The sequence below is a fragment of the Pseudomonas sp. GV105 genome, from assembly GCF_003058185.1.
GTDB classification, from domain to species: Bacteria; Pseudomonadota; Gammaproteobacteria; order Pseudomonadales; family Pseudomonadaceae; genus Aquipseudomonas; species Aquipseudomonas veronii.
This window is the reverse complement of the sequence record NZ_QBUF01000013.1, coordinates 38,921-51,585: the sequence shown is the minus strand read 5'-3', so window position 1 is coordinate 51,585 and position 12,665 is coordinate 38,921. Positions and strand designations below refer to the sequence as shown.

The 12,665-nt window shown below is 61.6% G+C and carries 10 protein-coding genes and 1 pseudogene; 7 read left to right on the top strand and 4 right to left on the bottom strand.

Going from position 1 to position 12,665, the window contains the following annotated elements:
• Positions 1-113 precede the first annotated feature (113 nt).
• Entirely contained in the window at positions 114-1,916 is a 1,803-nt protein-coding gene (locus C8K66_RS23430; RefSeq protein WP_046384944.1) for an acyl-CoA dehydrogenase, read from the top strand.
• Here the strand turns inward: C8K66_RS23430 and C8K66_RS23425 are convergent.
• Both C8K66_RS23425 and C8K66_RS23420 read right to left on the bottom strand, forming a co-directional pair.
• The gene (locus C8K66_RS23425; protein WP_017849820.1) at positions 1,913-2,206 is read right to left on the bottom strand and encodes a cell division protein ZapA; all 294 of its coding nucleotides are present in this window, start codon (positions 2,204-2,206) and stop codon (positions 1,913-1,915) included. The two genes, C8K66_RS23430 and C8K66_RS23425, sit on opposite strands and share 4 nt — an antisense overlap.
• Positions 2,203-2,433, bottom strand: coding sequence for a hypothetical protein (locus C8K66_RS23420; protein ID WP_017849821.1), 231 nt, complete (start codon positions 2,431-2,433; stop codon positions 2,203-2,205). Before C8K66_RS23420 ends, C8K66_RS23425 begins: the two co-directional genes overlap by 4 nt.
• 246 nt (positions 2,434-2,679) lie before the next feature.
• Between C8K66_RS23420 and C8K66_RS31740 the strand changes: the two are divergent.
• The 5 genes and pseudogenes from C8K66_RS31740 to selO form a co-directional block, all read left to right on the top strand.
• A pseudogene (locus C8K66_RS31740) lies at positions 2,680-3,432 on the top strand (MCP four helix bundle domain-containing protein); the annotation flags it as partial.
• Between the two features lie 30 nt (positions 3,433-3,462).
• Positions 3,463-4,335, top strand: a complete 873-nt coding sequence (locus C8K66_RS31735) for a methyl-accepting chemotaxis protein (protein WP_371928164.1) — start codon at positions 3,463-3,465, stop codon at positions 4,333-4,335.
• A 231-nt stretch (positions 4,336-4,566) separates the two neighbouring features.
• Positions 4,567-6,309, top strand: coding sequence for a potassium/proton antiporter (locus tag C8K66_RS23410; protein WP_046384946.1), 1,743 nt, complete (start codon positions 4,567-4,569; stop codon positions 6,307-6,309).
• Between the two features lie 49 nt (positions 6,310-6,358).
• Positions 6,359-9,742, top strand: a complete 3,384-nt coding sequence (mscK, locus tag C8K66_RS23405; protein ID WP_108526063.1) for a mechanosensitive channel MscK — start codon at positions 6,359-6,361, stop codon at positions 9,740-9,742.
• 48 nt (positions 9,743-9,790) lie between these two features.
• Positions 9,791-11,254, top strand: a complete 1,464-nt coding sequence (selO, locus tag C8K66_RS23400) for a protein adenylyltransferase SelO (RefSeq protein WP_057003646.1) — start codon at positions 9,791-9,793, stop codon at positions 11,252-11,254.
• A gap of 6 nt (positions 11,255-11,260) precedes the next feature.
• Here selO and C8K66_RS23395 read toward each other — a convergent pair whose 3' ends face one another.
• Together C8K66_RS23395 and C8K66_RS23390 are read right to left on the bottom strand one after the other, a co-directional pair.
• Positions 11,261-11,662, bottom strand: coding sequence for a type II toxin-antitoxin system HigA family antitoxin (locus C8K66_RS23395; RefSeq protein WP_046384949.1), 402 nt, complete (start codon positions 11,660-11,662; stop codon positions 11,261-11,263).
• Positions 11,659-11,955 carry a type II toxin-antitoxin system HigB family toxin gene (locus C8K66_RS23390; RefSeq protein ID WP_017849827.1) on the bottom strand — a complete coding sequence of 99 codons (297 nt, stop codon included), beginning with the start codon at positions 11,953-11,955 and terminating at the stop codon, positions 11,659-11,661. Before C8K66_RS23390 ends, C8K66_RS23395 begins: the two co-directional genes overlap by 4 nt.
• Positions 11,956-12,193: 238 nt before the next feature.
• Between C8K66_RS23390 and trxC the strand changes: the two genes are divergently transcribed.
• A complete protein-coding gene (gene trxC, locus C8K66_RS23385; protein ID WP_017849828.1) occupies positions 12,194-12,628 on the top strand; it encodes a thioredoxin TrxC in 435 nt (144 codons plus the stop codon).
• Positions 12,629-12,665 lie beyond the last annotated feature (37 nt).

Here is a 12,665-nt window from a genome sequence, read left to right as displayed (position 1 = left end):
TGTATTTCAATTCCTCGTCCGCGTTCTGCCCCTCCATCACCCAGATCAATCTTGCTATCCAGCCTCTATTCGCGCACTTAGACTCAGGCTCCTTCCCACACAGGTAAGCCGCCATGTCCGAGACGCTCCTCAGTTCCCGCAATCTGGCTTTCGAGCTGTACGAAGTCCTCGATGCCGAGGGCCTGACCCAGCGCGAGCGGTTTGCCGAACATAATCGCGAAACCTTCGACGCGGCCATCAGTACCGCCCGCACCATTGCCGAAAAGTACTTCGCACCGCATAACCGCAAAAACGACGAAAACGAACCGCGCTACGAGGACGGCAAGGCCATCCTGATCCCGGAAGTCAAACCGGCCGTGGACGCCTTCCTGGAAGCCGGCTTCCTCAATGCCGCGCGCAGTTTCGAAGCCGGCGGCATGCAGTTGCCGACATTGCTGTCCCAGGCCTGCTTCGCGCACTTCCAGGCGGCCAACGCGGCGTCAACGTCCTACCCGTTCCTGACCATGGGCGCCGCCAACCTGATCGAAAGTTTCGGCACCGAGGAGCAGAAGCAACGCTTCCTGCAGCCGATGATCGAGGGCCGCTTCTTCGGCACCATGGCCCTGACCGAGCCGCATGCCGGCTCGTCGCTGTCGGACATTCGTACCCGCGCAGAGCCTGCGGCGGACGGCAGCTATCGGCTCAAGGGCAACAAGATCTTTATCTCCGGCGGCGACCACCCGCTGTCGGAAAACATCGTGCATATGGTGCTGGCCAAACTGCCGGACGCGCCGGCCGGGGTGAAGGGCATTTCGCTGTTTATCGTGCCCAAATTCCTGGTCAACGACGATGGCAGCCTGGGTGAGCGCAACGATGTGCTGCTGGCCGGGCTGTTTCACAAGATGGGTTGGCGCGGCACCACGTCCACGGCGCTGAATTTCGGCGATAACGGGCACTGTGTCGGCTATCTGGTGGGCAAACCGCACCAGGGCCTGAGCTGCATGTTCCAGATGATGAACGAAGCGCGCATCGGCGTCGGCATGGGCGCGGTGATGCTCGGTTACGCCGGCTACCTGTATTCCCTGGAATACGCCCGCGAACGCCCGCAAGGCCGCCTGCCGGACAGCAAAGACCCGAGTACCGCGCCGGTGTCGATCATCCAGCACGCCGATATCAAGCGCATGTTGCTGACCCAGAAAGCCTACGTCGAAGGCGCCTTCGACCTCGGCCTGTTTGCCGCGCGCCTGTTCGACGACACCACCACCCTGGCAACCGACGTCGAACGCAAGCGCGCTCACGAACTGCTCGACCTGCTGACGCCGATCGTCAAATCCTGGCCCTCGGAGTTCTGCCTCAAGGCCAACGAGCTGGCGATCCAGATCCTCGGCGGCCACGGCTACACCCGCGAATACCCGGTGGAACAGTATTACCGCGACAACCGCCTCAACCCGATCCATGAAGGCACCCACGGTATCCAGTCCCTCGACCTGCTGGGGCGCAAGCTCGCGCAGAACGGCGGCGCGGGCCTGAAGCAACTGATTCGGTTGATCGCCGAAACAGGCGCACGGGCGCAGCAATATCCATCGCTGAAGGCCATGAGAGAACCGCTGGAACAGTTGGTGGCGCGCCTGCAAAGCGTGACGATCGGCCTGCTGACGGATCTCGCCCAAGGCAAGGTCAACAGCAGCCTGGCGAATTCGGCGCTGTACCTGAAGGTGTTCGGGCACACAGTGATTGGCTGGCGCTGGCTGGAGCAGGCGATTCGCGCCGAAGAAGGCCTGGCCAAGGGCAATGCGGCGGACACCGCGTTCTATAAAGGCAAGCTCCAGGCGGCCCGCTACTTCCTGACCTGGGAAGTACCGGGCTGCCATCATGAACTGGCAATACTGGAGGCCCGCGACGATACGTGCCTCGGCATGCAGGATGAGTGGTTCTAAGGCTGTCCGATAGCCTTGGAAATCACCTCGACCGTGGCGCTGACTTGCTCTTGGTAACGGTCGAGTTCCTGCTGGTGACGCTGTTGCATTTCGATCTGCTCGGCGCACAGGTTCAGCGCGGCCAGTACCAATAGCTTGTCACCGATCAGGGTCGGGTACTTTTTCTTGGTGGTGGCCAGGGAGGCCTTGAGCAGGGTCACGGCGTGCATCAGGGTTTGATCTTCCCCGGCCGGAGCCTTGATCGAGTAATCCTCTCCGAGAATCGAAACGACCTTTATCCCTTCGTTCATGCGCTGACAGGCCCTGCGCTCACACGCTCAACCAACGCCTGGATACGCGCAGCGGTGGCGCCGTTCTTTTCTTCCTGTTCCATCAGGTTCAATTGCAGGCTGTCGTTCTCATCCTTGGCGCGGGCCAATTGCGCCTTGAGGGATTCATTGGTGCCCAACAGGTCTTGATTCTGCTGTACCAGGTCGCTGACCAGTTGTTCCAGCTGGCTGAGGGATGCTTCTAACATTTTGATTTCCTGGGCTTTTTAAAAGGGCGGTGACGATAAAGAAAATTCACCTCGGATGCCAGGGTTATCCCCGGCGCGCAGCCCGATTGTTAAGGGCCGGGCCGCACTTTCGAGCCTTAGTGACTGCATTTCCCCCATCTGGTTCCTGAATCGGCCCGGCCCCTCGTCAGATGCGATAAAAACACACGCCACTTTAGACTTTAGTCGTACTGCCGATAGGTAATACTCACCCTGTCTCATAGCCGCATGGATCGCGCTTCTTCCCAGGACTCCCGCATGTCTCTTCGTAATATGAATATCGCGCCGCGCGCGTTCCTAGGCTTCGCGTTGATTGGTGCACTCATGTTGTTTCTCGGTGTGTTCGCCCTGAACCAAATGAGCAAAATCCGCGCGGCGGCAGAAGACATCACGCTGTCCAGCGTCCCGAGTATTCGCGCCCTCGATGAGTTCACCCAACTGACATTGCGCCTGCGGGTGCTGTCATACCGCTTGCTGACCAACCGCGGGCCAGACGTGCAGCAAAAAACCCTGGAAACCATCGAACAGCGCAACCAGCAGATTCGGACCGCCCAGGGCATCTACGAAAAACTCATCGACAGCAGCGAAGAACGCGCGGCCTACGACGAATACGTGCGCCTGCTAGCCCAGTACCATCAGATCGAAGAGCGCATGAAGAGCATGTCGCGGGCCAATCAGGTCGACGAGCTGCGCGAGTTGCTCAACAGCGAGTTGCTGAGCAACGCCGAGCAGACCAACGCCGTGCTGGCGCGCCTGGCGGACATCAACAACAAGATGGCCCTGACCACCAATCAGCAGGCCAAAGACCAATACAACCTGGCCTTCGACCTGGTGGTTGGGCTGCTGGTCATCGCCACGACGCTGACCCTGTTGTTCGCCTGGCTGCTGACCCGCAGTATCACCCTGCCGATCGCCCAGGCCCTGGACGCGGCTGAAGAAATCGCCGAAGGCAACCTGACACGCCCGATCAAGGTCGATGGCCACGACGAAGCCGGCCGCCTGCTGGCTGCCATGGCCAAGATGCAGGACAAGCTGCGCGACACCCTGCAACGCATCGCCGGCTCGGCCACTCAGTTGGCTTCTGCCGCCGAAGAGCTTAACGCCGTGACCGACGAAAGCGCCCGTGGCCTGACCCAACAAAACAACGAAATCGAACAGGCCGCCACCGCGGTCAACGAGATGACCAGCGCCGTCGAGGAAGTCGCGCGCAATGCGGTGAGCACCTCCGAGGCCTCGCGCAACGCCACCACCTCCGCCGGTGACGGCCGCGACCTGGTGCAGGAAACCGTCAGCGCCATCGAGCGCATGAGCGGCGACGTGCAAGCCACCGCGACGCTGATCGGCGACCTGGCCAATGAGTCGCGCGACATCGGCAAGGTGCTCGACGTGATTCGCGGTCTCGCCGACCAGACCAACCTGCTGGCCCTGAACGCGGCGATTGAAGCCGCACGCGCCGGGGAAGCCGGCCGTGGCTTTGCCGTAGTGGCCGACGAAGTGCGTGCGCTGGCGCATCGCACCCAGCAGTCGACCAGCGAGATCGAACGGATGATCGGCAGTATCCAGGCCGGCACCGAGCATGCCGTGGATTCGATGCGCAACAGCACCGAGCGCGCGGAATCGACGCTGAACATCGCCAAAGGCGCGGGGATGTCGCTGGATACGATCAACACGGCGATTGTCGAGATCAATGAACGCAACCTGGTGATCGCCAGCGCGGCGGAGGAACAGGCGCAGGTGGCACGGGAAGTGGACCGCAACCTGGTGAACATTCGTGATCTGTCGGTGCAATCGGCAACCGGCGCCGGCCAGACCAGTGCCGCGAGCAGCGAGTTGTCGCGCCTGGCGGTGGATTTGAACGGGATGGTCGGGCGGTTTCGCCTCTAAGAATGTGGGAGGGGCGGTGCGACGATTCGACTTGCCCCCGATTGCGATTTGTCAGCTAGCTTATCTACAGCTGACCCACCGCAATCGGGGGCAAGCCCCCTCCCACATTTAGATCGGCGCCCGCCGCTAAAACCTTTTTGACAGCGCGGCAATTCAACAGGTTAGAATCGCTGGCACGCAGACTGCATGGTCAGAATGCGTCCGTCTTATTTTGCCCATGGAGTACTGCCTTTGAATGCGACCACCATCAACAGCCTGTTCTTGATCGGCGCGTTGCTGGTGAGTGCGAGCATTCTGGTGAGTTCTCTTTCGTCCCGCCTGGGCATTCCGATCCTGGTGATCATCCTGGCCGTGGGCATGGTCGCCGGCGTCGACGGCGGCGGCATCATCTTCGATAACTACCCGACCGCCTACCTGGTGGGCAACCTCGCCCTGGCCGTGATCCTGCTCGACGGCGGCTTGCGCACCCGGGTGGCGAGTTTTCGCGTGGCACTCTGGCCGGCGTTGTCGCTGGCCACGGTGGGGGTGTTGATTACCACCGGCCTCACTGGCATGGCCGCGGCCTGGCTGTTTGACCTCAACATCATTCAAGGCTTGCTGATCGGCGCGATTGTCGGCTCCACCGACGCCGCCGCGGTGTTCTCGCTGCTCGGCGGCAAGGGGCTCAACGAACGGGTCTCCGCCAGCCTGGAAATCGAATCCGGCAGCAACGACCCGATGGCAGTGTTCCTCACCGTCACCCTGATCGACATGCTCGCCAGCGGCCAGACCGGCCTGCACTGGAACCTGCTGTTGCACCTGGTGCGCGAGTTCGGCATCGGCGGCCTCATCGGCCTGGGCGGCGGCTGGCTGATGCTGCAGATGGTCAACCGCATCAACCTGGCCAACGGCCTGTACCCGATCCTGGTGATCGCCGGCGGCCTGTTCGTCTTCGCCCTGACCAACGCCCTGCACGGCAGCGGCTTCCTCGCCGTGTACCTGTGCGGCCTGGTGATCGGCAACCGCCCGGTGCGCAGCCGTCATGGCATTTTGCATATGCTCGACGGCATGGCCTGGCTCGCCCAGATCGGCATGTTCCTGGTGCTGGGCCTGCTGGTCACGCCCCACGACCTGCTGCCGATTGCGCTACCCGCCCTGGGCCTGGCGCTGTGGATGATCCTGTTTGCGCGGCCGCTGTCGGTGATGGTCGGCCTGCTGCCGTTCAAGGCGTTCCACGGCCGCGAAAAAGCCTTTATCGCCTGGGTCGGCCTGCGCGGCGCGGTGCCGATCATTCTTGCGGTGTTCCCGCTGATGGCCGGCCTGCCCCATGCACAGCTGTACTTCAACCTGGCGTTCTTTATCGTGCTGGTCTCGCTGCTGGTGCAAGGCACCAGCCTGCCGTGGGTGGCCAAGCTGCTGAAAGTGACCGTGCCACCGGAGCCGGCGCCGATTTCCCGCGCCGCCCTGGAAGTTCACGTCACCAGTGAGTGGGAGCTGTTCGTCTACCGCCTGGGCGCGGAAAAGTGGTGCATCGGCGCAGCCCTGCGCGAGCTGAAAATGCCCGAAGGCACGCGTATCGCTGCACTGTTCCGTGGCCAGCAACTGCTCCATCCGTCGGGTAGTACGGTGCTGGAAGCCGACGATCTGCTCTGCGTGATCGGTCACGAACACAACCTGCCGGCCCTGGGCAAACTGTTCAGCCAGGCGCCGCAACGCGGCTTGGATTTGCGCTTCTTCGGCGACTTCATCCTCGAAGGCGACGCCCAACTGGGCGCAGTCTCGGCGCTGTACGGCCTGCAGCTCGAAGGCATCGACCCGGACATGCCACTGAGCCACTTCATCACCCAGAAAGTCGGCGGCGCGCCGGTGGTCGGCGACCAGGTGGAGTGGAACAACACGATCTGGACCGTCGCAGTCATGGACGGGAACAAGATTGGCAAAGTCGGCGTCAGATTCCCCGAAGGAAGTCGCCCGGGCCCCGGACTCTTCCTCTAAACTGCGGGGCAATACTGCCCCGATTCTTCACCTTGCTCGACCGGTCTCTATGCCAACCCTGCGCACTTTTCTCGCCACTGCCCTGCTGGGCCTGACCCTTTGTGTCGGCAGCGTATACGCCGCCGACCCGCCCAGCGCCGACGCTATCCAGCAAACCCTGGACAAGCTGCCCGACCGCAAGCTGCCCGACGCCGACATGAAGGCGCTGCAGGCGATCCTGCAGCAGACGCTGACTCACCTGGGCAACAAGCAGGATTACGAGCAGCGCCTGGTCGATCTCAAGCGCCAGTTGCAAGACGCCCCGCGCCAGACCAGCGAAAACCAGCGCGAACTGACCCGGCTCAAGGCCACCAAAGTCGTCCCGGTGGCCCAGCGCTACGCCACCTTGCCGGTGCCGCAACTGGAACAACTGCTGGTGCAGCGCACCACCCAGCAAGGCGACCTGCAAAAAGACCTGGCCGACGCCAACAGCCTGACCATCGCCGCCCAGACCCGCCCCGAGCGCGCGCAGACCGAAATCAGCAGCAGCCAGACGCGCATCCAGCAGATCAACGCGACCCTCAAGGCCGGCAAGGACAATGGCAAAACCCTCAGCGCCGACCAACGCAACCAGTTGAACGCCGAACTGGCGTCGCTCAATGCCCTGATCCCACTGCGCCGCCAGGAACTGGCCGGCAACAGCCAACTGCAAGACCTGGGCAACAGCCAGCATGACCTGGTGGTGGAAAAAACCGCGCGCCTGGAACAAGAGATCCAGGACCTGCAAACCCTGATCAACCAGAAACGCCTGGCCCAGTCCCAACAGACGGTGACCCAACAGTCCATCGAAGCGCAGAAAGCCGGCAGCAGCAGCCTGTTGGCCACGGAAAGCGCGGCCAACCTGAAGCTGTCCGACTACCTGCTCAAAAGCACCGACCGCCTCAACGACCTGACCCAGAAGAACCTGCAGACCAAGCAGCAACTGGACACCGTGACCCAGAGCGACTCGGCGCTGGACGAACAGATCAACGTGCTCAAGGGCAGCCTGCTGCTGTCGAAGATTCTGTACAAACAGAAACAGGCCTTGCCGCGCCTCACGGTCGACCGCAACCTCGCCGACGACATCGCCAACATTCGCCTGTACCAGTTCGAGGTCAACCAGCAGCGCGAACTGATCAGCTCGCCCAGCACCTATGTGGATAACCTGCTGGCCAACCAGCCGCCGGATGAGGTCACCCCGCAATTGCGGCGCACTCTGCTGGAACTGGCGATCACCCGCAGCGACCTGCTCGAGCGCCTGAGCCGCGAGCTGAGCGCGCTGCTCAATGAATCGATCACCCTGCAACTGAACCAGAAACAACTGCTGAGCACCGCCACCACCCTGCGTGCGACCCTCGATGAGCAGATGTTCTGGATTCCCAGCAACAAGCCGCTGGACACCGAGTGGCTGGAAACCGTCCCGGACCACCTGAGCAAGCAAGTCACCTCCCTGCCCTGGGCCTCCAGCGTCAGCGAACTGTACGACGGCCTGACCCAGCGCCCGCTGCTGTTCCTGCCGTTGCTGCTGTTGATTGGCGCACTGTTGTGGCGGCGCAATGCCTTGTACGCGCGGCTGAAAAAGGTGCACATGGACATCGGCCACTTCAAGCGTGACAGCCAATGGCACACGCCCCAGGCGATCCTGGTGAATATCCTGCTGGCCATGCCCGTGGCCTTGGGCCTGGCGTTATGCGGTTATGCGTTGCAGATCGACGCCCGCGGGCAAAACGCCAACCTGGGTGCCGCGCTGTTGCAGATCGCCCAGGCGTGGTTGGTGTTCTACACCGCCTACCGAATCCTCGCGCCAGGCGGCGTCGCCGAATTGCACTTCCGCTGGGAACGACCGCAGGTCGCATTCCTGCAAGGCTGGGTACGCAAGCTCGGACTGGTGGTGCTGGCGCTGGTGGCCGTGGTGGCCATTGCCGAGCACCAGCCGGCAGCCCTGGCCGACGACGTGCTGGGCATCGGCGTGGTACTGACCTGCTATGCGCTGATGGCCTGGCTGCTGGGTCGCCTGCTGTTGCACAGCACGACCCACGAGAAAGCCTCACTGTTCCGCAAAACCGCGGGTCTGTTGTTTACCGCGCTGCCCATCGCACTGTTTATCGCCGTGTGCTTCGGCTATTACTACACCGCGCTGAAGCTCAGCGACCGGTTGATCAACACCCTGTACCTGTTGATGTTCTGGCTGGTGATCGAAGCCACATTCGCCCGCGGCCTGGGCGTCGCCGCCCGGCGCCTGGCCTATTCGCGGGCATTGGCAAAACGCCAGGCCGCCAAGGAAGCCGGCGAAGGCGAAGCGGTGATCGAAGAGCCGACCCTGGACATCGAACAGGTCAACGAACAATCCATGCGCCTGATCCGCCTGGCCCTGCTCGGCGGCTTCATCGCGGCGCTGTACTGGGTGTGGTCGGACCTGATCTCGGTGTTCTCCTACCTCGACAACGTCACCCTCTACGAATACACCAGCGGCACCGGGGCCAATATCAGCATGGTGCCGATCAGCATCGGCGACATGCTCGGCGCGCTGATCATCATCGGCATCACCTTCGCCCTGGCGCGCAACCTGCCCGGCTTGCTGGAAGTGCTGGTGCTGTCCAAGCTGGACCTGGCCCAGGGCAGCGCCTACGCCACCACCACGTTGCTGTCCTACGTGATTGCCGGCGTGGGGTTTGTGGCGACCCTATCGACCCTCGGCGTGAGCTGGGACAAGTTGCAATGGCTGGTGGCGGCGCTGTCGGTGGGCCTGGGCTTCGGTATGCAGGAGATCTTCGCCAACTTTATCTCCGGCATCATGATCCTGTTCGAGCGCCCGGTGCGGATCGGCGACACCATCACCATCGGCAACCTGTCGGGCACGGTGAGCAAGATCCGCATCCGCGCCACCACCATCACCGACTTCGACCGCAAGGACATCATTGTCCCGAACAAGACGTTCATCACCGGGCAACTGATCAACTGGTCGCTGACCGACACCATCACTCGGGTCACCCTCAAGCTCGGCGTGGACTACGGCTCCGACCTCGACCTGGTGAAAGCCCTGTTGCTCCAGGCCGCGCGCGAAAACCCGCGGGTGCTGAAAGAACCCGAACCCCACGTGTACTTCCTCAACTTCGGCGAAAGCACCCTCGACCACGAACTGCGCATGCACGTGCGCGACCTCGGTGACCGCAACCCGGTGATCGACGAGGTGAACCGTTTTATCAACCGCGAGTTCAAGAACAACCACATCAACATCTCGTTCCGGCAGATGGAGGTTTACCTGAAGAACCTGCACGGCCAGGAGTACAAGCTGGTGCCGGTAGAAGACGAAAAACGCACCATCGCCAACCCGGCCGAGACGCACGACGCACCGGAACCGCCGCTGGGCAAAGTGGTGGACGCCCCCGAGCCGCCACCCTCCAAGCTCGACTAAAACGCCTATCCCCAGCAGAATGCTCGGACATTCTGCTGGAGATGGCCGGTGAAAGCCCTCGACGAACTGACCTTCGACAATCGCTTCGCACGCCTGGGCGACGCGTTCTCAACCCACGTCCTGCCCGAGCCCCTCGACGAACCGCGCCTGGTCGTGGCGAGCGACGCCGCCATGGCCCTGCTCGACCTCGACCCGGCCGTGGCCGAAACGCCGGTGTTCGCCGAACTGTTCGGCGGCCACAAGCTGTGGGCCGAAGCCGAACCGCGGGCGATGGTGTATTCCGGGCATCAGTTCGGCTCCTACAACCCGCAGTTGGGCGATGGCCGTGGCTTGCTGCTCGGCGAGGTGTATAACCGCGCCGGCGAACACTGGGACTTGCACCTCAAGGGCGCCGGGCAGACGCCGTACTCGCGGATGGGCGATGGCCGCGCCGTGCTGCGCTCTTCGATTCGGGAGTTTCTGGCATCAGAAGCCCTGCATGCATTGAACATCCCTAGCAGCCGGGCGCTGTGTGTGATCGGCTCGAGCACGCCGGTTTGGCGCGAGAAGCAGGAACGCGGGGCGATGGTGTTGCGCCTGGCCCGTAGCCATGTGCGCTTCGGTCATTTCGAATACTTCTACTACACCCAGAAGACCGAGCAGCAGGCGGCACTGGCCGAGCACGTGTTGAAGCTGCACTTCCCCGAGTGCCGGGAACAGCCCGAACCGTACCTGGCGATGTTCCGCGAAGTCGTCGAACGCAACGCCGCACTGATCGCCAAATGGCAGGCCTATGGCTTCTGCCATGGGGTGATGAACACCGACAACATGTCGATCCTCGGCATCACCTTCGATTTCGGGCCGTTTGCGTTTCTCGACGATTTTGACGCGCACTTCGTCTGCAACCATTCCGATCATGAAGGGCGCTACTCCTTCAGCAATCAAGTGCCGATCGGGCAGTGGAACCTCAGCGCGCTGGCGCAGGCGCTCACACCGTTTATCAGCGTCGACGCCTTGAAGGAAACCCTCGGCCTGTACCTGCCGCTGTACCAGGCGCACTACCTGGACCTGATGCGCCGCCGGCTGGGGCTGACCAGCGCCGAAGACGATGACCAGAAACTGCTGGAGCGCCTGCTGCAATTGATGCAGAACAGCGGCGTGGACTACACGCTGTTCTTCCGCCGCCTGGGCGATGAACCGGCGGCGCTCGCAGTGGCGCGGTTGCGCGACGAGTTTGTCGACAGGAACGGCTTCGATGCCTGGGCCGATGCGTACAAGGCCCGCGTGGCGCGTGATGGCGAGTACAGCGAAGAACAGCGCCGAGCACGGATGCATGCGGTCAACCCGCTGTACATCCTGCGCAACTACCTCGCACAGAACGCTATCACCGCCGCCGAGTCTGGGGATTACAGCGAAGTGCGGCGGCTGCATGAGGTGTTGCGCAAACCGTTCGAGGAGCAGGCCGGGATGGAGCAGTACGCGCAGCGGCCGCCGGATTGGGGCAAGCATTTGGAGATCAGTTGTTCTTCGTAGAGTCGGCTAGATGAACGTCTCCACGGAAACCCCAAAGCGTTCGGCCAACCATTTAATCTGTCGCAGATTGAGCTTACGCTTACCGCTCAGAATCTCGGAAACGACTGACTGTTTGCCTAAGCCTGGCAGATCACTTTGATTCAAGCCGTGTTCGCGCATCATCGCGCGCAACACGTCAACACCACTGACGATGGGCATCGGACGATGCTCGTGATCGTAGGCTTCGATCCAGTCACTGAGAATATCCACCAAACTCATAAGCGGATTTGATTCGTCCTCCCCGACCAAATCCAGCAACTCGTCGAGGGCAGCAACCAGTGCATCGTAATCCGCCTCGTTTTTTGGCTTGCGCAGTAATGGTGAAACAAATTGCCAATGTTCAGCGGCGAGCTGAATGAGTGCGCTCATCTGATTGTCTCCTTCCACTTGTCTTGTTCGTATTCGCGGTGATCGAGCAGATGCTTGATGTAAATTCGTTGTGCTGGGTACCGCACGAAAGCAATTAACCTCAGTTTATTGCCACCGATGTCGAACACATGGAACTGCCCGACTTTATCCGTCGCAGGAAAAATGCCTTTCATTGACGCGAAATCTCCTGGGCTATTGCGCTTTATCCGTCGGTACCACTCATCCAAAGCACTCGCTGAGCGCGGCCACTTTTCCTTTGCTTCCCAGATCCTTTTCTCACTAATCACTCGCATGCAACATCCTTATCGCATCTTGCTATGAAGGTTAAACCCGAACTCAAACTATCGCAATTTGCTATAACCGCAAACAGACAGATGGCGGGAAACAGAACGCGCTCCAACAGCCTAGATAAGCGGCTTCACATCGACATGGCAGAAACTGTGAACGGATGAGTCACCGCTCCCACGCCTTGATAAACCCCAGACCTGACTCCAAATAGGATCTATTGGCCAGTCTCAAAGGAGCGCCACCATGTCCAACCCTCTCGTCATTCCCTGCCCGCACTGCAACGGCCTCAATCGCATCCCCGGCGAACGCCTGGGCGATGCGCCGAAGTGCGGGCGCTGCAAGCAGCCGGTGCTGCTGAACAAACCTTTTGAACTGAAACAGGGCGACTACGCCAGCCAGATCAAGGGCGACCTGCCGTTGCTGGTGGATGTGTGGGCCGATTGGTGTGGGCCGTGCAAGTCGTTCGCACCCATCTTCGAGCAGGCCGCTGCGCAGTTGGAAGGCAAGTGCCGGTTGGCCAAGCTGGACAGCGAGGCCAATCAGCAGTTGTCGGCGCAGTTGGGGATTCGCTCGATTCCCAGCTTGATTCTGTTCAAGAACGGCCGCGAAGTGGCGCGTCAGAGTGGGGCGTTTCCGTTACCGCAGTTGATGAGCTGGTTGCGTAGCCAAGGGGTGTAACTCGACCTTGAGCACAACGCAGGCCAGTGTGGTGCTT